The sequence below is a fragment of the Lederbergia graminis genome, assembly GCF_042655485.1.
Taxonomy (GTDB): domain Bacteria; phylum Bacillota; class Bacilli; order Bacillales; family Bacillaceae_C; genus Lederbergia; species Lederbergia graminis.
In genome coordinates, this window is the sequence record NZ_JBHSMC010000014.1 from 70,613 (window position 1) to 96,337 (window position 25,725).

The following is a 25,725-nucleotide window of genomic DNA, read 5'->3' on the forward strand; positions in this document are numbered from 1 at the left end:
GAGACCTTCATGGCTTCAAAATATGATTACATAACAGTTGATGCATACTATAGTTTAAAGTTCGATTTTTATCATATGGAGTATCACCAACATAATAGTTTCGAGTTAATGTATGTGGTGAATGGTGGATGCTATGTGGACGTGAAAGGTGATTCTAGCATTTTATCAAAAGGTGAATGTATTTTTATTGATCGGAATATTCCTCATCGGTTAATTGTGAAGGAAGGTAATCCTTGTGAAATTATTAATGTTGAGTTTCGGTTCATCTCAAATGAAAAGCTAATGCTCAATTTTTCCGAGTTAATTAAACGGGTAGGAATAGTACGTGATTTATTTGTGGTACTTAAAGATTTTTTAGTGATAAAAGACAACGGTAAGCTGGATTATGCTCTAAAAGAGTTGATACTAGAATTAGAGATGAATAGTCCTCATCATAACTCTTATATCATTCATTTGTTATTAGCTAAAATGTTAATTGAATTGGCTCGTAGCTATGAGGGAGCGCACACCAGCATATCTTATGTACGAAAAGCACAAGAGTACATACAACATTATTTAGATGAGGACCCGAGCATAGTGGATGTAGCTAAACATGTCGGTATTCACAAATCTTATTTACAAAAGATATTCAAGCAGCAAGTACACTTAGGATTAGTGGAATATAAAAATCAGTTACGGATTAATAAAGCAAAACATTTGCTACGGAATTCTAAGCTCTCGATCATGGATATTGCCTTTGAAGTTGGTTTTAATAGTCGGCAGCATTTCTATTATGTTTTTGAAAAAACACAAGGTGTTAGTCCACGTGAGTATAGGGAAAAATATGCTTTTCTACAAGAAGTAGATACAGAAAGCTTTAAGTTTTTTAGGGAATAATTCAAAAAATCTTCCATGTAGATGCCTTTTATACGGACATCTATAAGACTTTCTTCTTATAGAAGGTGATAATTGCTAAGTTGATTCTCGGCCTTTCTAACCAATTTACATGTATCTAATCGAAAAGCGCTAGGCAGTAGCGTATACTTTACAAAAGTTAATGATAAATTCAAAGATAATGTAAATGGGAGGGATTAGATGAAGAGTTTTCTACGCAAGCTCGGCAAATTCCTTTTATTTGTTGTAACCTTTTTGGCAATTTGCGCAACAATTATCATTGCGTGGAATTGGGGTAATCGATTATATGATGATTATAAACTAGGAAAATACTTAAAGTCCTTGCCCGAGGACCCTACAATTTCAACAGATATGATGGTTGAACTACATGGAGATGAAAAAATCGGCAAGGACAAAATGACGATCAAGGAAAAAGTAGAAGCCGGTTTAAATCCATATAAGCTGGATACTTCAGGTAATGGGATTTCAGATTGGGATGCCATTCATACGTACAAAACAGATCCTAAGAAATTTTCAACTGCTGATGATGGTATTAGTGATTTGGCCAAAATTAAGGAAGGTCTAGATCCAACAAAACCAATAAAGAAGAAAGATATTGAGAATTTTACAATAGAGAATGAAGAATTAGCAGTGGCCATACATACGAATGATTTGAATGTAAAATACCATACTTTTATTGAACCTTATGATCACGCTGAACTTAACGCAATTTATGAGCCAGTTCGCCAACCTGTTCAATTTTTTAATTTTAAAGGTGAGGTACAGCTATCCTTACCGGAAGATGTGAAAAACAAAGAGCGGTTGAAAGCTTATTATTTTGATTTTAATAATGAAGATTTTGTGGAGATTAAGAAACAACATATTAAGGGAAACACAATATATGCAACAATTAATGATTCTTTTCCAGTTTACATACTGGATCCTGATACGTATGAACGGATAGAAAAATACTATTACTTTCGGGTTTCCGGCTTCCACTTTAGCCGCATCGTTTCCGGATATGATCATAAAGTATTTATTTTCAAGCGATCATGGCGTGATAGTGATCAGTTTGTAGAGGACAAATATGAACATGAAGAATATGGAATTACAGAGTTATCGATTGGGAAAATTGGTCCGATTTCCGCAAAGTTTCTTGATGGAGTTTTTGCATTATTAGATAAAATCTTTAAGCCGCTTGATAACGTAGATGGAACGTTGAAGGATGTACTTCTTGATTATGGAACTGTAATGGGAACTCCGGAATATGTGAAAAAGTATGCGATGCCATGGTTATTTGATGAGGAGTTTAATCAAGAAGAGGTGTATTCTGCAAAAGTAATTGATACTGGATTTCTTTCGAATCAACATGCATTTCGATTTGGAAATATGTTGACACCACTTGGTGATGGTGGGATATGTGCAGGGATTGTTCGTGTAATTGAGCGTATTTTTAACCAGGAGGAGATTGAGAAACAGTTATCTTATAAACCAGAGACGTTAAAATCATGGTTACGTGAATACTTATTAGGAGCAGGCTACAAATCTTTATCTTATGATTTAGAGCCGCAGATCGATAAGTACCCATTTTTAGAAGATCGTTATCTATATTCGTATCGTTTCACAGACGAGGAAATAAAGCATATTGGAGTAAAGAAATTCGTAGATGATATTATCATTGACCCGAGTTCCATATCTGATCCAGATAGTACGCTTGTGAAAATGTTAGAAACACAGTGGATATATGCAAACGAGTTTATTAATTATAAAACGAAACCATATGATTCAGCCAACATATCCATTTTAGACGAAGTAGAAGAAGCGCTTGCGAATGGGAATATAGTATATGCCTCGTTGCACAAAGAGTCTGGTGGCCATGCAGTGAACGTTTATAAAATGGAATATGATAAATTTGATCCTGACTTAATTAGGCTCTATGTATATGATTCTAATTTTCCTTATGGACGTTTAAAAGAGGAACAAAAAAGAGAACTGTTTATGAATATTTATAAGCGGAAAAAGACTACAACAGAGGGTGTAGAGGAGTATTTTGAGTTTGATTACACACCATTTGCAAGGCAGCGGAAAAATTACTCTTATAACAATGTAGAACAAAATCATGAGATCCGTTTTTTCCTAAATGATCAAGCGTTGAAAGGAGAATAGGGGAGGGCAATAAGCCATCCCCTATTTTTATATTTCTTGCGCCTCTTCATAGAAAGATTGTAACGATATGCGAAAATTATTAATAAATTCTACGTGTAAATTGTGGTATAGGATTTCCTTCTCTTTCTTTGAATGTTGGGAGCTCGTCAGTTCAACGATCATGTCTTCAATGGTTAACCAGCTTTTGATATTCATTTTTAAGAAGTCCTTAGCATACTTGGAATAATTTTCTTCAAACGCTAGTTCCAGCATCGTATTTCTAGCGCTCTTTACCTCTTTCAACATTTCTTCCAGATCAGAAGCTTTTATCTTCACAGCATCCTTACTCGTTAACCATTCTTGTTCATATACTGGTAGAACATATTGTAAACGGTGGGATGCTAAGTCACGTGTACTTCCGATATTATTAATTTCTTTAAAGTTATGTAAGTCTTCCATAAACTCCTCAACTATTACATCATCAGCATTATAAGCAAATGTCTTATTCTCCCCAAACATTGAATGTGGATATAACCAAATAACTGTCAATAAACAAAGTACAACTACACCAAAACTAATGAGTGTACTCTTTTTCAAAAGATAACCCCCCTATGGAATTTATTACCTAATTACATTATACAAAGGTAGAAATAGCTTTAAAAGAAAATTTGTCATTTTTTTCTGATTTTTCACTCGGCTAATCAGCTTGTTTCGATAATATTTTTCCTGGTGTAGAGGAAAGATAATTAGGAAGTACATTTGTTGGTTTGATAAATAATAGGCACCAAAACGATAAGTATCGTTTCAGTACCCTATTTTTACAGTTTAAAATAACTACGAAGTAAATATGTTATCCATTTACAATGTGGGTGATTTCTTATATTTTCTAGTAATCCATTTACTAATACGGGAGCTAGTGTCGGGCTTGACACTTCTTGTTTTAAGAGGATTAGGGATTCTTTTTCAATAGACATATCCATTTCTTCCAGTTTTTGATCTATCATTTCCAGTATATCTTTTTTCGTTAACTCTACTTCATTTACTTGTTTTTTATATGCTTGATAAAATTCATGTGAAATAAAAGGGATTGTCATATGCTTTGCTATTAAATTTGTTTTCTCTACTAAAGATTGGACAAGCAATGGGATATCCATCTGAAAATTATAGTAGAAAAATAACTCAGAATACATCCCCATAAATTTTTTTATACAATAGCCTAGATCGTATTTAATTTCTTGAGTTTCTTCTCCATATAGACGTTCTATCATGGATAGAATGATTTCATCGAATAATCTATCGAAATAACGTATTTTTTCAATAAACTCTTCGTTAAAAGATTGGATTTGTTCTTTAATAAAAACTTTTGCAAAATCAGAGTGCTGTAGGAAAAAGCTATATGAAGTATAATAAAAATCATATAAAAGTTCGTCTGTGTTTGAGTTTTTGACCACATAGTCAATATCGGATGTGAACTGCATCATAAACTGATTAATTAATGCCATTATCAATTCATCCTTAGACTTAAAAGAAAGATAAAAGGCTCCTTTAGATATGCCGCAATGTTCTGTGATTTGTTGTACAGATGTTGCTTCAAATCCTTGCTTGGCAAACAGTTCTAATGCTTTCTCCATAATTAATTGTTTCTTTACCATATTTTTCGCTCCCAATTCTAATCATTGACAAATGACTAATTAGTCATTAGTATAGGATAATGAGTTTATTAAGTCAATTAGGGGTAGGTGTAATAGTGAAAGGTTTAGTTAACTTTGTACTGAAGAATAAATTAGCAGTTTGGTTACTTACGATTATTATTACGGCATCTGGTATATATTCTGGTACACAAATGAAAACAGAAACGATTCCAGATATTTCGATACCGTATTTAATGGTAATGGGTGTATATCCAGGAGCAACTCCTGAGCAAGTAATGGAGGATGTCTCCATGCCGTTAGAGAAAGCGGCAGAGAATCTTGAACATGTAAAAGCAGTCTATTCTAATTCATATTCTAATATGTCTAGTATCCAAGTTGAATATGAATATGGAATTAATATGGATGAGGCAAAACGAGAACTACAATCTGCCTTAGATAATGTGACGCTTCCTGAGGGCGCACAGGAACCAATGATCACAGCAATTAGCATGAACATGATGCCAGTTGTTGCATTGAGTGTAAGTAGTGAGACAGAAGATATTGTCGAATTAACTTCGACAGTTGAGGATGTCATTTTACCAAAGCTTCAAAAGATTGATGGTGTTGCATCTGCAACGATTACAGGTCAGCATATTGAAGAAATAGAACTAACGTATAATGAGGCGAAAATGGCCGAGCTTGATATCACAGAAGATACTGTGAAACAAATGATTCAAGCGAGTGACTTAGCTGTTTCTTTAGGTCTTTACGAATTTGAAGAAGGAGAACAAGCTGTAGCGATTGACGGCAAGTTCATGACAGAAGATGAATTAAGAGGAATGCTTATCCCTGTCACACCTTCTGAAACAAATCCAACGCCATTTGTGCCACTAAGTGAAATTGCTACAGTAGAAGTAGTAGGTAAGGTACAATCTGTATCTCGGACAAATGGTAGTGATGCAATTGCGATTCAAATAGTTAAAGGACAACAAGCTAATACAGTAGATGTTGTGAATAGCGTAAAAGAGTTAATTGAAGAAGAAGAGAAAAATATTGACGGGCTTGTTATCGATGTTTCGCTTGACCAAGGTGAGCCTATCGAAGAATCAATTGGAACAATGGTGGAAAAGGCGCTATTTGGTGGTCTGATTGCTGTATTGATTATCCTTTTGTTCCTACGTGATTTTAAATCCACGATTATTTCAATAGTATCCATCCCGGTATCTGTCTTTATGGCATTCTTGTTATTGAACTGGTTGGATATAACATTAAATATGATGACGCTTGGTGCAGTAACCGTAGCTATTGGACGGGTAATTGATGACTCGATCGTCGTTGTTGAAAATATTTATCGACGGCTGCATTTAAAAGAAGAGAAATTAAATGGTCGCGCACTAATTCGTGAAGCAACGATTGAAATGTTTAGACCGATTTTATCTTCTACATTAGTAACGGTAGCGGTATTTGCTCCACTAATTTTCGTAGGTGGAATGGTTGGAGAATTGTTCGTTCCGTTCGCATTAACAATGACATTTGCGTTAGGTGCATCATTATTAGTTGCGATTACAGTTGTGCCGGCTTTATCGCACACATTATTTAAAAAGAAATTATATGGTAAAAAGGAAGAAAGCCAACATAAAGAGGTTGGAAAACTTGCTACATGGTACAAAGGTATACTGAAATGGACCTTAAACCATAAAATTATCACTTCTACTATAGCAGTTGTAATGTTAGTAGGAAGCTTGGCATTAACGCCATTGATCGGTTTTAGTTTCTTAGGTAGTGAAGAAGAAAAAGTTATGTACTTAACGTACACACCTGCTACTGGAGAACTAATGGAAGATACGCTAGCAAATGTTACTGCTGTTGAAGAAGAATTGTTGAAGAGAAAGGACATTGATATCCTTCAACTTTCGATTACTGACAGTGACAATGCAGATATGATGACAGCGATGATGGGTGGAGGATCTGGTGGTGCACTTATGTACGTCATCTTTGATCCAGAAATGGAAAATTTCCCTGAAGTCCGAGATGAAATTGAAGAGTATGTATTCAACATTGGCCAATCTGGTGAGTGGAAGAGTCAAGACTTTAGCTCGATGGGAATGTCTTCAAACGAATTAAGCTATACGTTCTACAGTGAAGATTTAAATAAACTAAATGAAGCTGTAACAATGGTTGAAGATGTGATGAAAGAGAATAAAGGATTAGAGGATGTTTCTTCTAGTGCTGAAGATGCTTACGTTGAATACACATTCAAAGTAGAACAAGATCAATTGCTTCAATATGGATTAACAGCTGGTCAACTTGTAATGATGTTAAATCCAATGGAGTCAAAAGAAGTATTAACAACAATTGAAAAAGATGGAAATGCACTAGAAGTTATTGTACAGCAAGAACAAGCTGCTCAACCTAAGTCTATTGATGATATTTTGGCAACACAAATACCGACAGCACTTGGTACGACAATGCCACTTTCTGAATTAGTCACAGTAGAGAAGGGAACAACTTTAAACACACTTGCTCGTAGTAAAGGTGAGTATTATGCAACAGTTTCAGGAACAATCCTTGGTAGCGATATATCAAAAGCGACATCTGAAGTAGATAAAGCGATTGATGAATTAGATTTACCTAAAGGTGTTACAGTGGGTGTTGCTGGGGTAGCTGCAGACATGCAAGAAACGTTTACACAGCTTGGTGTTGCGATGATTGCTGCAGTAGCAATTGTATACTTCATTCTTGTAGTTACATTTGGAGAAGGAGTTGCACCATTCTCGATCCTATTCTCCTTGCCATTTGCAGTAATTGGTTCATTTGTAGGCTTATTGATTGCTGGGGAAACAATCTCCGTACAAGTAATGATGGGACTATTGATGTTAATTGGTATTATCGTTACAAACGCAATCGTACTCGTAGACCGTATTGTACGTATGGAGCGCGAAGGCTTAACAATGCGTGAAGCTGTATTGGAAGCAGGAGCTACACGTCTACGTCCAATCTTAATGACAGCAATTGCAACAATTGGAGCTTTAGTTCCACTTGCATTAGGAAATGGCGGCGGTGGTATGATCTCTAAGGGTCTTGCCATTACAGTTATCGGTGGTCTAGCAAGCTCTACATTACTAACGCTAATTATCGTACCAATCGTATACGAAATCCTTTCAAAAATGTTCAAGAAAAACCGAAAAGAAGTAATAGAAAATTAAAAAAACCTCCCTGCAAGCACCAACTTGCAGGGAGGTTTTTGGTTTGTTGGGTGCCAGGCACCCGAACAATTCAAAATCGTTTGAGTGCCTGGCACCCATTCAATTCAAAACAATTGGAATCGTTCTGGTGCCAGGCACCGGATCAGGCACCGGATCAATTTGAGAGTATTTCTTCGATTTGTTGTAGGGTATCATTGTTTAGTTTTACCCCGGAAGCTTTGACGTTTTCCTCGAGTTGTTCAGGACGGCTTGCTCCAACGAGTGCACTTGCAACGTTTGGTTGTCGTAGGATCCAAGCTAAAGCTAGTTGGGATAGAGTTAAGTTTTCATTCTCTGCAATTGTTTTTAGGTTTTCCACCTTATCAAGGTTTCTTTCATTTAGAACACCATGAAGGTTTCCAAGGTTCTGTTGAGCTGCACGACTACCTTCTGGAGCGGCTTCTCCCTTCTTATACTTACCAGTAAGCACACCTTGTGCCAATGGAGAAAATACAACTTGTCCAATCCCATGCTTTTCACTAACAGGGATAACTTCCTTTTCTATGTAGCGTTGTAACATACTATAATTTGGTTGATTCACCACGATGCGGTCTAGTAATTTTTTATCAGCTAGATGGACTGCTTCTGAAATTTGCTCGGCTGTCCATTCACTAACACCGATATAAAGGACTTTTCCTTGTCTGACGAGATCATCTAGTGCACGCAATGTTTCATCCAGAGGTGTTTCCTTATGAAAGCGGTGGCAATAGTAGATATCCACATAGTCAGTTCCAAGTCTTTTTAAGCTTGCATGACATTGTTCCATTATATGTTTACGAGAAAGACCAGAATCGTTAGGGCCATCTCCCATTTGTCCGAATACCTTAGTAGCTAAAACATATGAGCTTCTATCATACTTACTAAGAGCTTTTCCAACTACTTTTTCTGCTTCTCCACGCATATACACATTCGCAGTGTCGAAGAAGTTAATTCCGAGTTCATAAGCTTTATCGATGGAAGCAGTAGCTTTCTGTTCCTCTACATATCCTGCATATGTTAACCAACTTCCAAGACTTATTTCACTTACTTTTAGGCCAGTATTTCCGAGACGACGATACTCCATTCTAACAGCTCCTTTTTCCAAAAAAATACTATACTAATACTTTACCATTTTTTCGGAGATTTTCTGAAAAAATAATTAGGCAAATATCGACATGTCCTGCAAATAATTTATAGTATGATAAATGGAAGAACATTAAAGGGTGTGGGAGCAGTGACGAAGTATTCAATTACGGAGTTTTTGAAACAAACCGAGCAAGTGGACAAGGGGCAGGGGCTGTTTGAACTAGAGACACCACGTATGTTGGAAATCAATCTAACAGATAAAATATGGGCAAAAGCTGGCTCGATGATTGCGTATAATGGAAAAATTAAATTTGAACGGGAAGGCATCTTTGAGCATGGGATCGGAAAAGTATTTAAAAAGGCATTGACTGGCGAAGGTACCTCATTAATGAAAGCAACAGGGAAAGGTAAATTGTATCTTGCGGATGCAGGAAAAAAGATTACAATATTACACCTGCAAAATGATGTTATATTTGTTAACGGTAATGATTTACTTGCTTTCGAACCAAGTATTAATTGGGATATAAAACTAATGAGACGGGTTGCGGGAATGATGGCTGGTGGATTATTCAATGTAAGGTGTGAAGGTACGGGAATGATAGCAATAACTACACATTACGAACCACTTACATTGAAAGTAACCCCTGAAAATCCAGTTATTACAGATCCAAATGCAACTGTTGCTTGGTCAGGTAGCCTCCAACCTGAGTTTCAAACAGACATAACGTTAAAAACATTTTTTGGTCGTGGAAGTGGCGAATCCATTCAAATGAGATTTGAGGGAGAAGGATTCGTAGTCGTTCAACCATTTGAAGAAGTTTATATGAATCCGAATAGCTAAAAGTAGCCCTGCTCTAAATTTACGGAGTAGGGCTCGTTTTGATCAATCGATTCTTTGTTGGGCAAGTTCCCATATTTTATATGCGTCAATGCCATCACCATAAAGCAAATAATTTGTACCTTCAAAAGTAATTCTCCTCGTTTTGTTATCAATATAAATAGTAGTATATTCATTAGATTGCTTAAACACTATCGACAGCATTACTCCTGCAGGCTGATTAGGCTCATTAAAAGTATACTTTGGAGGGAAAACTTCTACTCTCATGGAATGGTTTCTAAAATAAGAAAGAACATCTTCAATAAATTTTTTATCTGTAATATTATTTTCCGAATATGTTTTAGAAGTTAAACTATTTTTATAAAAGTGATATGGAATTGATAGGTTTATAAAAGCAATATCCTCTATCGAAACATCTTTAATCCCCATCTTTTTCTCTAAATCTCGAGGAAAATAAATATATGTTAAAACAAGAATTAATACGAAAACAAGGCTGCTAAGCAACCACTTTTCTTTTATCCATCGGAACATACTCCATCTCCTTAAGAATGAATGATATAAGTAATCTTATTCCATGTGGTGCGAAGATTGCAACAATTCAAATTAATCTTAGGAAACCTGGTGTGATTTTGTTGTCTCATTCTTTTATAACGAAGGCTCTGTTAAAGTTCATTGTTGTTAACAACTTAGTTGATTGTAGCGGATGTACACGAGACTCCTGCGGGAACAGCACGAGCCGAAGATCCACTTGGCAAAGCGGTTTTCTTTGCCAAGTTAGCTGAGGCCGTGCCCGCGGAAAGCGAGTGTACTGGAGCGAAAATCAACAACAGAGTTTAACAGAGCTATAACGAAAAAATGAATACGAGGTAACCAATACTCAAGAAAATAAAAATCAAAAAAATGTCTTTTTGCCTATATAATCTCCACAGCATTTCTAGCCACCTTTATGCTATTATAATCGCAGGAGGGATTCCGTTGATTTACATAGGTGTAACAGGATGGGGAGATCACGTCTCTTTATACCCTGATCATATAAAATCTCAGGATAAACTAGCAGAATACAGTGCGCATTTTCCAGTGGTAGAAGTGGATACCTCTTTTTATGCGATTCAACCTACAAGAAATGCTTCCAAATGGGTGAGAGATACACCTGATAATTTTCTGTTTGTAGTGAAGGCTTATCAAGGAATGACTGGTCATCAACGTGGTGAGGATTCTACTTTTTCATCTAAAAAGGAAATGTTTGAAGCATTTAAGGAGTCATTGAAACCTTACCAGGATGCTAATAAACTAGCACTAGTCTTATTTCAATTTCCACCATGGTTTGATTGTAAAAAGGAAAATGTACAGTACCTTCGCTATTGTAAACAAATGATGGGCGATATCCCAGTTGCCTTGGAATTTAGAAATCAGTCATGGTTTAGAGAAAAGTTTCGTGAAGACACACTTGCTTTTATGAAAGAGGAAGGGTGGATCCATTCTATCGCTGATGAACCTCAAGCAGGAGAAGGATCCATCCCAATTGTGCCAGTTGCAACGGATGTTAATTTAACGCTAATTCGCATGCATGGTAGAAATCTTCATGGATGGAACAAATCCAATAATGCCAATTGGCGTGATGTGCGCTATTTATATAAATATAATCGAACGGAACTGTTAGAATGGAAAGAGCGAATCGCTACAATTTCAAAAGATACGAAGGATATTATTGTTTTGTTTAATAATAATTCTGGTGGAGATGCTGCAGGAAATGCAAAAGACTTTCAACAATTGTTGGGAATCGAATATGAGGGCCTTGCTCCGAGACAACTAGACTTGTTTTAAAGAATGCACCTTCGCTAACAAAAATGAAGAACCCCCTGCATTAAATAGAGGGGGTTCTTTTTCAACAGTATCTACAAAGCACCATATGCTGCGGCTCGTACTCTTAAATGATGATATTCTTCCATATTCGGGAACATTTGGTGCATATAGACGACTGCTACCTTTTCGCTTGGATCAATCGATACCCATGTTCCAGCTGCACCTGTCCAGCCAAATTCACCAACAGATGTGTTGGCATGACCTTTAGCAATATCCATCATTGTTCGTACACCTAAGCCGTACCCGTAGCCAGAAACATAAGAGAAGGTGAAGTCACGGAGTTGTGCATCATCTAAATGATTGCTGCGCATTAAATCAATTGTTTTTCTGCCTAGAATTCGAGCTCCTTTATATTCGCCACCATTCGCAAGCATTTGTGCAAATTTTAAATAGTCTGATAGAGTTGAATAAAGCCCTGCGCCACCACTTTCATAAATGGCATCAGGCTGGTGATACGCATCCAGGAAACCTTGGCTTTCTGTTAACTTTCCATCCTCTGATCGATGATAAACTGTTGCCATACGGTCCTCTATATCATCACGGAATCGATAGCCAGTATCTTTCATTCCAAGTGGACCAAAGATTTCTTCTTGAAGAAATTCCCCTAATTTCTTACCGGAAACTACTTCTATTAATCCAGCAACTAAGTCATGCCCATAACCGTATAACCAATGAGTTCCTGGTTCAAATGCCAATGGTACTTTAGCAAATGCTTTAATTTCAGTTAATAAATCATATTTTCCATGCTTTTCTCTTAATTCATTTCGTACTCTAACCAACTCACGTCCAGTTGGGGATTCACCGCCAGCATAAGGAATACCAGCAGTCATCATAAATGCATCCTTAATTAATATTGGCCTTTTTGCCTTTTCCACGTACACACTACCATTTGGAGCTGTTTTATACACACTAATATCTTTAAATTCTGGAATGTATTCATGTAATGGTTCATTTAGTAAAAATTTCCCGCGTTCATACAAAATTAACGCTGCTGTACATACGACTACTTTTGTCATCGAAAATAATCTAAATACGGTATCTGGAGTAATGAGCTTCTCTGTTTCTAGATTAGCATATCCATGATATCCCTCGTACAGAATATCCTCTCCTTGCGCTACAGCACAAGCACACCCAGCTGGTCCATTTTTACTAAAATCAACGAGAAGTGAATCTAGTGCATCAAACTTTTCCATTATATCTTCCCCTTTATACATTATTCATCCATTTATGTACGTACAAGTTGTTGGTTTAGAATGCGCTTACAAACTGATTATATCAAACTTCCATATGGTAAGCGATTATTTTCTTTTATCTTTTAAACTCTGTATACTTATTCCCGAATAATTACATAGAGAAAATATTTTTAAAAAAATGAACTTTTCCTAATCCGCAATACTCATATTGTTAGAGAGGTGAAGAAATGGGTGTTTCTCGGTTAGTAAAAAAAGCAAAAAAAGGGAACAAAGAAGCATTATTGAAATTAATTATGGATCAAAAAGACGATTATTATAGATTGGCATACACCTATATGGGGAATGAGCATGACGCGATGGACGCAATGGAAGATATGATTGTTCGTTTATATGAAAATATCCACCAGCTTAGAGGTGACAATGCCTTCTATAGTTGGAGTAAGACAATTCTTGTAAATAGCTGCAAGTTATTATTAAAACAACGTAAAAAGGTTGTCTTTGTAGAGGATTGGGATGTGCAAATAAAAGATGAGCATGTCCATGAACCATCCATTATTAGTGATCAGCAACTAGATATTCAGCAATTATTAACAACAATCAATGAACACCAAGCGGAAGCAATAAAGTTAAAGTATTTCCATGACTTGGATTATCAATCTATTTCTGAAATTACAAATACGCCGGTTGGTACAGTCAAGTCTAGAATCTTTGAAGGTCTAAGAAAACTTAGGTCCCGATATGGAGGGGATATCGATGGATAACATTGAGAAAAAGTTAATAGAAGAGAAGAGACGAATGGATAAACTTGAGGCACCATTGGAATTGGAGAGTCGTTTGCGTCATGCACTACAAAAAAAAAGTAAACGAAATTGGAGATATAAAAAATTTCCGACCCTTGTTGCTAGTTTGTTACTAATAGTATTTGTTAGCTATCATTTTAATGCATTTGCATATTACGGAAAGAAAATTCTTGGTTTTGATGAAGTATTATCAGGTACGTTACAGGATCTAAATGATGCTGGAAAGGGACAAATCATAGAAAAGACATATCCACTAGGAAGTGGTGCAGAGTTAACCATTAACGGGATTATGTCGGACGAAAATCGCATGATTCTTTACTATACGGTTTTTAATCCAAATGGTCTAAGTGAGCCGTATAACGATATCTTTCAACCGGAGAAAATTACAGGGTTCTTCACTAGCTCTGACTTTAAGAGTAGTAATGGAGTAATCAATGACGAAGATACGGAATTAAAAGGGACGATGGATTTCGAAACACCTAGTCCATTTTCTAAGCAGTTGACATTACATTATCAACAATACTTAGAAAATGGTGAAGTCAAAGCGGGGAAAGTAACATTCCCTTATGATCCAAACAAAGCGATGCAGACAAATATTAAACAAGACATAAAGAAAACGGTAAAGGTCGATAAGGGAAAGATTACATTTAATTCTATTGTTGCCTCTCCAACCCTAACAGTTATTAAGGGCAAATTAGATGTAGATAATTTAGATAAAGTTCATTTAGACTTACATGGAATTGAATTAATAGCGAATGGACAGCAAGTGGACATCATGGGAAGTGGGCACGGAACAACCTTATTAGGAGGTAAAGAATTTGATGTTCGCTTTGATGCTTTGCCTCTACCATTAGACTCTTTAGTATTAAATGTAAAAGAGTTTGTAGGTTATAAAGAAATTGATCAGGCTGTATCTTTACAAAAAATGGATGATGAACCGATTAATTTAGATGGAGAAAAGCTTTGGATAAAGGATATCGCCGTTTCAACCAATGGTCTGGAAGTGACAATAGTAACGGATGAGTCAACACTTCTTGATGGAGTTTATGTAGAATCAAAAATTAAAAAAACGCCATTAGAAAAAACGATAAACCAAACATTATTAAAGGAAAGTGGCCAACTATTGAATGAACGTACACTTGTTTTTAACACAAGGGAGATACCTGAAACACTCTTTATCAGTGGAATACACTATATGAAAGAATATAAAGAGAAAATAGAGATTCCGGTAAAAAAATAAGGCCCACCAATATAATCGTTCAAAAATAATAAAACAACACCCTACTAACACTCGTTTTGGTAGGGTTTTTCTTATTTAAATAACAATGGTTAAACAGCAAAACCTCTCCTTCTCAAATTATCACATGATTTCTGTATTAATTTTTTAGGTGTTATAAATTGGATAATTTCGATATTATCAAACTACAGAGCAGAGAGGAGGTTAAGATGAAAACGGATACACTATCAACCTACCAAAAGAAAACAAATATGGGAACACCTACGCCAAAAAAGAAAGTTAGCTTTTGGAAAGTGTTCTTACAGCAAAGATATTTGTATTTGATGTCCATTCCTTTTGTAATTTTAGTCATCATTTTCAATTATTTCCCTTTATGGGGTTGGACAATGGCTTTTCAAAATTATAAGCCTGGTTTTCCAATTATGGAACAGGAATGGGTTGGCTTAAAACATTTCATTGAGCTGTTTTCAGATGACCGCTTTTATCGAGTACTTCGGAATACGCTCGCAATGAGCATTATGGGATTGTCTATTGGATTTGTTGTCCCAATTATATTCGCCGTGTTATTAAATGAGGTGCGACTATCCTTTTTCAAACGGATAGTGCAAACTATTACGTATTTACCACATTTCGTGTCATGGGTTGTTGTTGCTGGAATCGTAATAAAAATGCTGTCTATTGATGGCGGTATCGTGAATGACCTTCTAGTTGGCTTAGGGATAATTGATAAACCGATTCAATTCATGGCAAAAGGTGAGTATTTTTGGATTATAGTCGTCCTTTCAGAACTATGGAAGGAGATGGGCTGGAATGCCATCATATTTTTAGCTGCGATTGCGGGTATTGATCCCCAACTTTATGAAGCAGCTAAGGTAGACGGTGCGGGAAGGTTGAGAAGGATATGGCATGTCACTCTTCCAGGTATACGTCCAACAATTTTAGTTCTACTAATCTTATCAATCGGCCATTTAACTTCCATTGGTTTTGAAAAACAATTCCTGCTTGGGAATAACCTTGTCGTAGATTATTCAGAGGTATTAGACCTCTATGCATTAAACTATGGAATTGGACTTAATCGATTCTCATATGGAACAGCCATTGGAATTTTTAACTCAATTGTAAGCATTATTCTATTATTTATTGCGAACGGTATTTTCAAACGATTTAGCAATCAAAGTGTAATGTAAGGGGGGACATCATTGTCTAAAACATTTAGTGAGCAGAAACATCGTGATCGTATATTTGACATAGCAAACTATGTGCTATTAACCATTCTAATGATTATCACCCTTTACCCCTTTTTGAATGTACTAGCCATTTCATTAAACCAATCATTAGATACGGTTAGAGGTGGCATTCATATTTGGCCAAGGGAATTTACATTTGATAATTACCGCGAAATTTTTAAATACGACAACTTAGTTACCGGCTTCATGAACTCGACAATTCGTACTGTTATTGGTACCATCCTCGGTGTTTTATCATCGGCAATGGTTGCCTTTACGTTAAGTCGGGCTGATTTTCAAGGGAGACGAATGGTATCTACCATATTAGTATTAACGATGTATTTTTCAGGTGGCCTAATACCGGGGTTCATGTTGATAAGAGATTTAGGTATGATCAACACATTTTGGGTGTACCTCATCCCTGGAATTGTAAATGCTTTCAATATTATTATCGTCCGTTCCTATATGGATGGACTACCATATTCATTACAAGAATCGGCAAAAATGGATGGCGCTAATGACTTCACTATCTTTTGGAGAATTATCATGCCGCTCTGTAGGCCGGTGCTAGCAACAATTGCTTTGTTTGTAGCAGTTGGTCATTGGAACTCCTGGTTTGATACGTATTTATATAATAGTCAAAACCCTGCCTTAACGACCTTGCAATACGAATTAATGAAAGTATTGCAAAATACTACTATGGGAAGCTCCGACCCAAATGCATGGCGGGATGCACAGGGACAAACAGCGAGGATGATATCTCCAGAATCTATTAAAATGGCAATCTCGATTGTAACAATCGTACCTATTTTACTTGTATATCCTTTCGTGCAAAAGCACTTTGTACAAGGAATGACCATTGGTGCAGTGAAGAGCTAACTGAATAAGTTATTTAAAAAGAGGGGGAGTATCATGAGTAAAAAGGCAAATAAGTGGTTGTTATTATTGGCTCTTAGTTTTGTAATTATTTTGACAGGATGTAAAAAAGATTCAAAGGAAGTTACGAGAAATGAAGACGGACTAATCGAGTTTACATTGTTTAGTGCAGATCCACATTCTCAATGGGATAACATGGATAGTCCTGTAAGTAAAGTGGTGGAAGAAAAAACGGGTGTTACATTGAAGCCTGAATTCGATGTAGATGGTGGTACACAAAAAATCGCATTAATGGTAGCGGGCGGTAAGTATCCGGATTTAATTGTTCCTAAAGGAAGTGCCGGAACACTTGTGGATGCTGGTGCACTCATTGATCTTACTGACTTGATAGAAGAGCATGCTCCGAACTTAAAGAAAATATATGGTGACTATTTAAGTCGCTTAAAGTGGAGTAATGATGATGAAGCCATTTATGTTCTACCAACAAGTCCGATTGACACAGAGTACTTTTCTCCAGGGCATGGCGTTGGATTACAACATGCTGTTGTGAAGGAGCTAGGATATCCAAAAATAGAAACATTGAAGGATTTTGAAAATGCCATAAAAGAATATAAAGAAAAGAATCCAACTATTGATGGACAACCGACGATTGGATTATCTTTACTAGCAGATGATTGGCGCATAATGATTTCGACGACAAATCCAGCATTCTGGTCAACAGGTGCTCCGGATGATGGGGAGTACTATATTGACCCAGAAACATATGAGGCAACAATGCACTATAAACGTCCAGAAGAAAGAGAGTATTTCCGTTGGCTGAACCATATGAATGATATTGGTTTATTGGATCCTGAAAGTTTTGTACAGAAGTATGACCAGTATTTAGCGAAATTATCTTCCGGTCGTGTTCTAGGGATTATTGATGATGATTGGGAATTTGCTGATGCCCAACGTGCCCTAAGAGATCAAGGTTTAGAGGAAAGGATGTATGGTTTATACCCTGCACAACTTACAACAGAAACGAAACATGCCGGCTTCCAACAAACAGGTTATTTAGCAGGATGGGGAATTAGTATTTCGAAAGATTGTAAAGACCCAGTAGCAGCAATTAAATTTATTGATTTCTTAGCTTCAGAAGAGGGGCAAATCCTGCAAAACTGGGGAATTGAAGGCGAACATTATGAAATAGTAGATGGAAAACGTGTTATCTCAGAGGAAGAAATGCAAGAACGTAATACAAATGCAAACTATTCGAAGAAAACAGGTATAGGGGTACTAAAAGGCTTTACACCGGTTTATGGTGATGGCGTTTTAGATTCAACTGGCCAAACATATACAATTGCTTCTCCGGAACAAATTAAAGATTCTTATACAGATGTTGAAAAAGAAGTGTTGTCAAATTATGGAGTGGAGATGTGGAAAGAATTATATCCTTCAGAAGAAGAATTCCCAGTGAAGCCTTGGGGAGTTTCCTATAATCTTCAAATTCCAGCTAACTCCGATTTAGCTTTAATTGAACAAAAAGCGTTAGATGTAGTAAAGAAACGTATACCAGAAGCCATTTTGGCCGATCCTGCCGATTTTGACAAAATCTACGATACTCTATTGAAGGAACTGGATGAAGCAGGAGTGGAAGAAGCGGAAAAAGAACGTACGAAACTAATTAAAGAAAGAGTTGAACTCTGGAACTAACAGCATGAAAGGGATGTCTTAAAAAGGGTCCTTCCCTACTATTTGAGACATCCCTTTTTAAAATAGAGGTGGATTGGAAAATGAAATTTACTGATGGAAATTGGATGATACGCGAAGGCTTAGAACTTATAACTGGGACACAGTTTTTTAAAGCTTATAAACTGGATAATGTATTAAAGGTGTTAGTTGCACCGAGGGATATTTCTCACCGTGGAATGCAATTGGATACACCTTTATTAACAGTGGAGTTCTATGCTCCACAAGAAAATAGTATCTGTGTGAAGGTATATCATCATAAAGGAACAAAAAAGCGCGGACCAGAATTTCAAATAAATGATCAGCAAACTCAAGTCAGTATGGAAGAAAATGAACACTATATTACTTTTATAAGTGGAAAAACAAGTGCCAAGATAGGCAAACAAGCGTGGGGAATAGAGTATTTTTACGACGGCAAAAAAATTACAAGTAGTAAAAACAGAGCAATCGCTCATATTACAGATGCTGATAAAAATACGTATATGCGCGAGGAGCTTAATCTTGGTGTAGGAGAATATATTTACGGATTAGGAGAAAGGTTTACATCTTTCGTAAAAAATGGACAGACAGTTGATATTTGGAACGAAGATGGTGGTACAAGCTCTGAACAAGCCTATAAGAATATTCCATTCTACCTTTCTAATAAGGGATATGGTGTTTTTGTAAACCACCTAGAGAATGTATCTTATGAAATTGGTTCAGAGAAAGTATCGAAAGTTCAATTCAGTGTGAAAGGTGAATCACTTGAATACATTTTAATTGGTGGGGATACACCGAAAGAGGTAATTCGAGATTATACGAACTTAACAGGGAAACCTGCACTTCCACCTGCGTGGTCATTTGGTTTATGGTTATCGACTTCCTTTACGACGAATTATGATGAACAAACAGTAAACAGCTTTGTAGATGGAATGCGAGAAAGAGAAATCCCATTGTCGGTTTTCCATTATGATTGTTTCTGGATGGAGGCACTGCATTGGACGGACTTTGAGTGGGATAAGGAAATGTTCCCAGATCCGGAAGGTATGCTGGCGCGAATGAAGGATAAAGGTTTGAAAATATGTGTTTGGATTAATCCGTATATTGCGCAAGAGTCCCGCCTTTTTGATGAAGCAGTTGAAAATGGTTATCTATTGAAGAAGGAAAGTGGCGATGTATGGCAATGGGATAAATGGCAACCGGGCATGGGAATTGTAGATTTCACAAATCCAGCAGCATGTGAATGGTTTGCTGGTCACTTACATCGATTAGTAGACATGGGAGTGGACTCCTTCAAGACAGATTTTGGGGAGCGGATTCCGACAGATGTTGTTTACTTTGATGGCTCCGATCCTGATAAAATGCATAACTACTATACATTCCTTTATAACAAGCTCGTATTCGACGTATTAAAAGATAGACTAGGAGAAGGGGAAGCAACGCTTTTTGCCCGTTCAGCAACTGCAGGAGGACAACAATTTCCGGTTCATTGGGGTGGTGACTGTGATGCAACATATGAATCGATGGCAGAAAGTATTCGTGGTGGACTATCATTAGGTATTAGTGGATTTGGCTTCTGGAGTCACGATATAGGTGGTTTTGAGAGTACATCACCGGCAGATATTTTTAAACGATGGGTTGCTTTTGGTCTACTTTCTAGTCATAGTCGACTTCATGGTAGTAAGTCATATCGTGTCCCATGGGCATATGATGAGGAAGCCTCAGATGTTACAAAGTATTTTACTAATTTAAAATGTCAGCTTATGCCGTATATTTTTAATGCAGCCAATGAATCTGCTGAAGTAGGACTCCCAATGATGAGGGCAATGTTATTGGAATTTCCAGACGACCCGGCAGTTGAAACACTTGACCGTCAATACATGTTTGGTGATTCTCTACTTGTCGCTCCTATTTTAAACGATGAAGGAAAGGGTTCTTTTTACTTACCAAAAGGGAAATGGACTCATTTATTATCCAATAAACAAGTAGATGGTGGTACATGGATGCTAGAAGAGTATGATTATTATAGTCTTCCAATATATGTTCGACCTAATTCCATTATAGCTTTAGGAGGAGTAGATACACAGCCAGATTATGATTATGCTTACGGTGTGGAGCTTCATTTGTTTGAATTAGAGTCTGGGAAAACCGCAAAAGCAACGGTACGGAATCGAAAATCAGAAGTGGATTTGGAAGTATCTGCTTCTTGCATGGGGAACTTGATTACAGTCACAACAGCTATGGATACTAGTAAGAATTGGAGTTTTGTTTTGCGAGGGATTCATGAATGTAAAGAGGTAACAGGGGGGACGGTAGAATCTACAGATGTTGGTATGAAAGTAACCCCTGATTATAGTACAGAAGAAATTAGGATTGTATTAGATTAATAATTGAAAGGAAAAGGCCCTTGTCTCCAAGGGCCTTTATGTTGTCTAATTTATTGTTTCTGGTTCTTGTAATGCGACTACTTGATTGAATACTTTATAGTAGCCTAAAAATGAGATAAAGGCGATAAGGGAACCGGAGAAAAACGGTAATAAAAATGTAAGATATTGTATGCTTATATAGAGGATTGCGATATTAATAATGGCAATTCCGAACGAAAAAATTGGATTTACAATTGCTAATACAAATGCATTTCTCATACTTTGCTTAAGCTTTGCTTCGGTATGTACTGTATTCGCGCAAAAATAAACAGTAAAAACAAACAGACATATTAAAAGTAAAATAAATATATAGCTTACAAGCGGAATGCTAGTTTGAAAATAGTAATAGTCAAAACCTATAATTACCCAGAGTAAAGAAATAATAAGTCCGCCAATCATACTTGCTTTATAGTTTTCCTTATAATACTTCCAATAAAAGCGCATTAGACTTACATCGTCTTTCATTACCCATTTCCGCACTACACCAAACATAGCGATTGTAGCAGGAAAGAAAATAAATGGTGCTAGCACAGCAATTGTAATCATGATCATCATTGCCTGTGAAGTATTCTCGACAAATAAGAGAGACATTGTTAAATATACAATTGGAAAATTGAATAAAACCCATAATAGATTGGTTCCGGCAAATTTCATTATCCACTCAAAGATGGTATTTATTCTTACAAACAGATTATCCACAACTTACACCCCTCCATAAAAGCGTTTTCAGTAAAAATTATAGCATAAAGCCATTTGTTGGTAGATGACTATTTTTATATTTAATTTCTGGTATCTAGGAAAATAGCTCTTTTTTAAACATTATCTCTAATTATATATGGAAAACTGTACTAATAATTTGGGTACTTTTTTAGTGAAAGTCAATGATACATTTAGTATAAAACGGAAAACAGCGAAAAATGATATACTACTAGAAATGATTGTAACCGCTTTCTGATGATTTTTTTATCAAGTAGAGACCATGATGTTCCATCGCGAAGTGCACCTTATTCTATTAATTAGGTACCATAGCATATTAAAGACGAGTTAAATCTAATGTATACTTTTTATGAATGGGTACAAATCCATTGTTAATATCCTCATGGCGGTGACCCAAAGTTGAAATCCCTTATGAAAAAGTTTAACGACATGAAAATCCAGTCCAAACTTGTATTCTCCTTTTTTATTGCAGTAATTATTCCTCTTTTTATAGTTGGTTTTTTTCTTACACAAGAGTTGCGAACAAAGGCATTAAATGATGCGATTGAACAATCTTCAGCAAATATCGAAAGGGTGAAAAACAGGACAGCTGAAACATTAGAATCTGCCATTTATATTGCAAATAACTTAACGTTAGATCAACATTTGAAAAATATTGTAAATACCGAGTATTCTTCTGGGGTTGAGATCCTTCGTGCATACAGGGAATATAGCGAATTTAGAAGTTCACTCCAAACATTCGATGAAATATCAAATATTCGCCTATATGTCGAAAATCCGACGATGTTGGATAACTGGGAATTTAGGCCGACAACAGATGCCATAAGGAATACGTTTTGGTATCAGTCTGCATTAGAGACGAATGGGTTAAATGGTTGGTTTTTCATACCAGACGAAACTAAAAATAATCGGAAGTATTTAAGTTTAGTTCGTAGCATTAATTATCCTGATTATAAATCAAGTTCTGTATTAGTCATCAATATAAACACTGAAAATCTAAATACAATCTTAAATCAAGAACAATCACCCATCATGATAATTGATGATAATAATTATGTAGTTGTCTCTAATCGCAAAGATTTCGTCGGTAAGAAATTAAACGATATTATCGAGACAGATCAAAAATTAGTAGAGGTGAATGGAACTGTTACAGGAAAGGTAAATGGCGAGCAGTCCGAAATATTAGTTGATTTACTGTTGCCTAATACTAGCCAAAATGAGTTGAAATTCGTATCTGTTATCCCTAATCAAGTCATCATGGCGGATGCAAATCGATTTGTGCAACTAGGATTCATTGTTATTTGCGCCAGTTTTGTAATCGCTCTCATTCTAATTTATATGTTTTCGCGTCTTATCTCGAAAAGAATTATTTTGATTAGTGACCAAATTAATACTGTTGCGGAAGGAAATTTAGATGCGCAAATAAAAGTAGAAGGAACAGATGAGATTGGAAAGTTATCCAAGCAATTAAATTATATGGTGCAAAATTTACAAGATCTTATAGCTAGATTGGAATCGATGCATGTCGAGAAAAATATTTTACAGAAGCGACAACAGGAAATTAAATTGAAAATGTTAGCAAGCCAAATAAACCCTCACTTTTTATTCAATGCACTGGAATCAATACGAATGAAAGCACATCTTAGAGGGGAAAAAGATATTTCAAGCGTTGTAAAGCAGTTAGGTAAGCTAATGCGAAAAAGCATAGAAGTTACCGGAGAACTAATTTTACTTAAAAATGAAATAGAAACGGTGGAGTTGTATTTAAAAATTCAACAGTTTCGTTATGAAGACCGACTGACTTATGAATTGGATATCGATCCGTTATCAGAAGGTATTTATATTCATCCGCTAATTATCCAACCGTTAGTAGAAAATGCGGTAATTCATGGATTGGAGTTTAAAGAAAAAGGTGGAAAAGTAACCGTAAAAACGTGTGTTACCAATCATCAGCTCTACGTATCCGTTATGGATAACGGTGTCGGTATAAGTGAAGAGAAGCAGCAAGCCATTCTAAAAACATTTAACGATATCGAGAATAGCCAAGAAAATAGGATAGGCTTAATGAATGTTCATCAAAGATTAAAAATAACATTTGGTGAAAATAGTGGGCTGAATCTAAAGAGTGAGCTGGGTAAGGGTACGTGTATTTCATTCAGCATACCAATTAGGGGGAATGAAAATGTATAATGTGTTAATTGTTGATGATGAGCCAATGATTAGAGACGGTTTGAAAACCATTATTCCATGGACGAGCTATGGATTCCAGGTTGTTGATACAGCAGCTGATGCTGTGGATGCATTAAAAAAATATAAAGCACATCAAATCGACTTAATGCTGATGGATATACGGATGCCCGGGATGGATGGGTTGCAATTAATGAGTGAAATACGGAATACCGATACTAGAATACATTTTATTATTTTGAGTGGGTATTCGGAGTTCGAATATGCGAAAAGGGCAATCAATGCTAATGTTACAGGTTACCTCTTGAAACCAGTAGATGAGGATGAGCTAATTCAATATTTAGAAATAGTAAGGACGAAATTACAGCAGGAAAAGGGAATCGAATTATTAGAAAAGGATACCCTCACTTTTCAAAAAGATCATTTACTTCAAACGTTAATACATTTAAATAAAGACGAGCAGGAAGCAATAACAGAGGAAAGCCTGACATTGTTTATAGATTGGGTAAAATACCGTTTGATAGTGATGGAGCTAATATCCAAGCGGGAAGTTGAAAACAAGCTATTATTCGATATGAAACAACGGTTAAAAGAGATTTTTGAGCCAGAAAAAGGCTATGTTTTTATGTATGAACAAAAGATTAGTATTTTATTAAAAGATCATGCAATTACAGAAGAGAAATTAGTGGATTTATATCAGAAAGTTACAGAAGTAATGATAGGTGATCATTCAGTATGTTGCAGTATAAGTAAAGAATTTACTAACATAAAAGCCATTAATAAAGCCTACCATGAAGTTAAAAGTTTACTAGATAGGAAGTTTTTTTATCATGAAAATGGATTTATTCAGAGCGATTCTCAACCTACCTTTCAAACGCGTAAAAACATTGAATATGTTAATAAAGAATTCCCTTTGCATTCATTCGCCGAGAAGCTGTACTATGCCATAGATATCGCAAATCAAATGGCCATTAAAGACACCCTTCAAGAAGCTGCTCAAGTAATGGTTGACTTACAATTTTGTGAAGAAAAAATGAAGAAAAGTTTTGTACAGTTAATGACTGCAATACTAAGTAAATGTTCCGCTACGAAGCCAGAGTTGCAATCAGAAATAACAACAATTACGGGAAATATAGGCGAAATTCACTATCAACATAATATCAAACAATTAATTAACTATCTCTATACATCTTTAAGGAAAGTAATTGAGAACCTTGATATTGGAGATCAAACAATACAAATAAAGAAACTAATTGATTTCATACACCGGAATTATCATGAAAATCTTAAGCTAGAAGCATTAGCGGAATTATTTAATTATAATAGTGCTTATTTAGGAAAATTATTTAAAAATTATACGGGCCAATACTTTAACACATATCTTGATCAAGTGAGAATGGAAAATGCGAAAACGTATTTAACCCAGGGTTTGAAGGTATATCGTGTTGCTGAGCGTGTAGGATATTCGAATGTTGACTATTTCCATCATAAATTTAAGAAATATGTAGGCATGTCACCTTCTAAATTTCGAAAGAGTAGAGTGAAATAACTGTGAGAGAGGAAACTATCTCAACTCCGATTTCTATGAGGAGAGAAAAGTGGAGAGAGGTTGCGAACATGACGGGGCGATTCGTAAAGTTGGATTTCTACAATCATCATTAGCCGAAATCTCATTGGGGTTTCGGCTTTATGAGTG

General features: G+C 36.0%; 19 protein-coding genes. 13 read left to right on the top strand and 6 right to left on the bottom strand.

Features of this window, described 5'->3' with window-relative positions:
- Window positions 1-9: 9 nt before the first annotated feature.
- Together ACFPM4_RS10520 and ACFPM4_RS10525 are read left to right on the top strand one after the other, a co-directional pair.
- Window positions 10-876, top strand: a complete 867-nt coding sequence (locus ACFPM4_RS10520) for a helix-turn-helix domain-containing protein (RefSeq protein ID WP_382351153.1) — start codon at window positions 10-12, stop codon at window positions 874-876.
- 198 nt (window positions 877-1,074) lie between these two features.
- Complete coding sequence (locus tag ACFPM4_RS10525) at window positions 1,075-3,039, top strand: hypothetical protein (protein WP_382351156.1); 1,965 nt, start codon at window positions 1,075-1,077, stop codon at window positions 3,037-3,039.
- 27 nt (window positions 3,040-3,066) lie between these two features.
- Here the strand turns inward: ACFPM4_RS10525 and ACFPM4_RS10530 are convergent, their stop codons facing one another.
- Window positions 3,067-3,615, bottom strand: a complete 549-nt coding sequence (locus tag ACFPM4_RS10530; protein WP_382351159.1) for a hypothetical protein — start codon at window positions 3,613-3,615, stop codon at window positions 3,067-3,069.
- 221 nt (window positions 3,616-3,836) lie between these two features.
- Complete coding sequence (locus ACFPM4_RS10535) at window positions 3,837-4,670, bottom strand: TetR/AcrR family transcriptional regulator (RefSeq protein WP_382351162.1); 834 nt, start codon at window positions 4,668-4,670, stop codon at window positions 3,837-3,839.
- A 95-nt stretch (window positions 4,671-4,765) separates the two neighbouring features.
- Between ACFPM4_RS10535 and ACFPM4_RS10540 the strand changes: the two genes are divergently transcribed.
- Window positions 4,766-7,855, top strand: a complete 3,090-nt coding sequence (locus ACFPM4_RS10540; protein ID WP_382352044.1) for an efflux RND transporter permease subunit — start codon at window positions 4,766-4,768, stop codon at window positions 7,853-7,855.
- 154 nt (window positions 7,856-8,009) lie between these two features.
- Here ACFPM4_RS10540 and ACFPM4_RS10545 read toward each other — a convergent pair whose 3' ends face one another.
- On the bottom strand, window positions 8,010-8,957 hold the full coding sequence (locus ACFPM4_RS10545; protein ID WP_382351165.1) for an aldo/keto reductase family protein: 948 nt from the start codon (window positions 8,955-8,957) through the stop codon (window positions 8,010-8,012).
- Between the two features lie 150 nt (window positions 8,958-9,107).
- Between ACFPM4_RS10545 and ACFPM4_RS10550 the strand changes: the two genes are divergently transcribed.
- On the top strand, window positions 9,108-9,800 hold the full coding sequence (locus ACFPM4_RS10550; RefSeq protein WP_382351168.1) for an AIM24 family protein: 693 nt from the start codon (window positions 9,108-9,110) through the stop codon (window positions 9,798-9,800).
- Window positions 9,801-9,842: 42 nt separating this feature from the next.
- Here the strand turns inward: ACFPM4_RS10550 and ACFPM4_RS10555 are convergent, their stop codons facing one another.
- Complete coding sequence (locus ACFPM4_RS10555; protein WP_382351171.1) at window positions 9,843-10,328, bottom strand: hypothetical protein; 486 nt, start codon at window positions 10,326-10,328, stop codon at window positions 9,843-9,845.
- 444 nt (window positions 10,329-10,772) lie between these two features.
- Between ACFPM4_RS10555 and ACFPM4_RS10560 the strand changes: the two genes are divergently transcribed.
- Complete coding sequence (locus ACFPM4_RS10560; RefSeq protein ID WP_382351174.1) at window positions 10,773-11,621, top strand: DUF72 domain-containing protein; 849 nt, start codon at window positions 10,773-10,775, stop codon at window positions 11,619-11,621.
- Between the two features lie 71 nt (window positions 11,622-11,692).
- Here ACFPM4_RS10560 and ACFPM4_RS10565 read toward each other — a convergent pair whose 3' ends face one another.
- Window positions 11,693-12,853: a serine hydrolase domain-containing protein gene (locus ACFPM4_RS10565; protein WP_382351177.1), complete on the bottom strand. Its 1,161-nt coding sequence runs from the start codon at window positions 12,851-12,853 to the stop codon at window positions 11,693-11,695.
- 227 nt (window positions 12,854-13,080) lie between these two features.
- Here ACFPM4_RS10565 and ACFPM4_RS10570 point away from each other — a divergent pair, with 227 nt between their 5' ends.
- The 6 genes from ACFPM4_RS10570 to yicI all read left to right on the top strand — a co-directional run bounded on the left by ACFPM4_RS10570 (window position 13,081) and on the right by yicI (window position 21,086).
- Window positions 13,081-13,614: a sigma-70 family RNA polymerase sigma factor gene (locus ACFPM4_RS10570; RefSeq protein ID WP_382351180.1), complete on the top strand. Its 534-nt coding sequence runs from the start codon at window positions 13,081-13,083 to the stop codon at window positions 13,612-13,614.
- The gene (locus ACFPM4_RS10575) at window positions 13,607-14,893 is read left to right on the top strand and encodes a DUF4179 domain-containing protein (protein ID WP_382351183.1); all 1,287 of its coding nucleotides are present in this window, start codon (window positions 13,607-13,609) and stop codon (window positions 14,891-14,893) included. Before ACFPM4_RS10570 ends, ACFPM4_RS10575 begins: the two co-directional genes overlap by 8 nt.
- 248 nt (window positions 14,894-15,141) lie before the next feature.
- Window positions 15,142-16,077: an ABC transporter permease gene (locus ACFPM4_RS10580; protein WP_382352047.1), complete on the top strand. Its 936-nt coding sequence runs from the start codon at window positions 15,142-15,144 to the stop codon at window positions 16,075-16,077.
- Between the two features lie 12 nt (window positions 16,078-16,089).
- Window positions 16,090-16,995 carry a carbohydrate ABC transporter permease gene (locus ACFPM4_RS10585; RefSeq protein ID WP_318281153.1) on the top strand — a complete coding sequence of 302 codons (906 nt, stop codon included), beginning with the start codon at window positions 16,090-16,092 and terminating at the stop codon, window positions 16,993-16,995.
- 33 nt (window positions 16,996-17,028) lie between these two features.
- The gene (locus ACFPM4_RS10590) at window positions 17,029-18,684 is read left to right on the top strand and encodes an ABC transporter substrate-binding protein (protein WP_382351187.1); all 1,656 of its coding nucleotides are present in this window, start codon (window positions 17,029-17,031) and stop codon (window positions 18,682-18,684) included.
- Window positions 18,685-18,764: 80 nt separating this feature from the next.
- Entirely contained in the window at window positions 18,765-21,086 is a 2,322-nt protein-coding gene (yicI, locus tag ACFPM4_RS10595; protein WP_382351190.1) for an alpha-xylosidase, read from the top strand.
- A gap of 45 nt (window positions 21,087-21,131) precedes the next feature.
- Here the strand turns inward: yicI and ACFPM4_RS10600 are convergent, their stop codons facing one another.
- Window positions 21,132-21,824, bottom strand: coding sequence for a YesL family protein (locus ACFPM4_RS10600; RefSeq protein ID WP_382351195.1), 693 nt, complete (start codon window positions 21,822-21,824; stop codon window positions 21,132-21,134).
- A gap of 429 nt (window positions 21,825-22,253) precedes the next feature.
- On the opposite strand from ACFPM4_RS10600, the gene ACFPM4_RS10605 reads away from it, so the two are divergent.
- Together ACFPM4_RS10605 and ACFPM4_RS10610 are read left to right on the top strand one after the other, a co-directional pair.
- Window positions 22,254-24,032 (top strand): cache domain-containing sensor histidine kinase, encoded by a 1,779-nt coding sequence (locus tag ACFPM4_RS10605; protein ID WP_382351197.1) that lies wholly within the window; start codon window positions 22,254-22,256, stop codon window positions 24,030-24,032.
- Complete coding sequence (locus ACFPM4_RS10610) at window positions 24,025-25,578, top strand: response regulator transcription factor (protein WP_382351200.1); 1,554 nt, start codon at window positions 24,025-24,027, stop codon at window positions 25,576-25,578. Before ACFPM4_RS10605 ends, ACFPM4_RS10610 begins: the two co-directional genes overlap by 8 nt.
- Window positions 25,579-25,725 lie beyond the last annotated feature (147 nt).

Coding starts and splice junctions, on each gene's coding strand:
- ACFPM4_RS10535 (WP_382351162.1), bottom strand. CDS start 4,670: ATGGTAAAGAAACAATTAATTATGGAGAAAGCATTAGAACTGTTTGCC.
- ACFPM4_RS10555 (WP_382351171.1), bottom strand. CDS start 10,328: ATGTTCCGATGGATAAAAGAAAAGTGGTTGCTTAGCAGCCTTGTTTTC.
- ACFPM4_RS10565 (WP_382351177.1), bottom strand. CDS start 12,853: ATGGAAAAGTTTGATGCACTAGATTCACTTCTCGTTGATTTTAGTAAA.
- ACFPM4_RS10580 (WP_382352047.1), top strand. CDS start 15,142: ATGGGAACACCTACGCCAAAAAAGAAAGTTAGCTTTTGGAAAGTGTTC.
- ACFPM4_RS10545 (WP_382351165.1), bottom strand. CDS start 8,957: ATGGAGTATCGTCGTCTCGGAAATACTGGCCTAAAAGTAAGTGAAATA.
- yicI (WP_382351190.1), top strand. CDS start 18,765: ATGAAATTTACTGATGGAAATTGGATGATACGCGAAGGCTTAGAACTT.
- ACFPM4_RS10575 (WP_382351183.1), top strand. CDS start 13,607: ATGGATAACATTGAGAAAAAGTTAATAGAAGAGAAGAGACGAATGGAT.
- ACFPM4_RS10570 (WP_382351180.1), top strand. CDS start 13,081: ATGGGTGTTTCTCGGTTAGTAAAAAAAGCAAAAAAAGGGAACAAAGAA.
- ACFPM4_RS10525 (WP_382351156.1), top strand. CDS start 1,075: ATGAAGAGTTTTCTACGCAAGCTCGGCAAATTCCTTTTATTTGTTGTA.
- ACFPM4_RS10610 (WP_382351200.1), top strand. CDS start 24,025: ATGTATAATGTGTTAATTGTTGATGATGAGCCAATGATTAGAGACGGT.
- ACFPM4_RS10605 (WP_382351197.1), top strand. CDS start 22,254: ATGAAAAAGTTTAACGACATGAAAATCCAGTCCAAACTTGTATTCTCC.
- ACFPM4_RS10590 (WP_382351187.1), top strand. CDS start 17,029: ATGAGTAAAAAGGCAAATAAGTGGTTGTTATTATTGGCTCTTAGTTTT.
- ACFPM4_RS10520 (WP_382351153.1), top strand. CDS start 10: ATGGCTTCAAAATATGATTACATAACAGTTGATGCATACTATAGTTTA.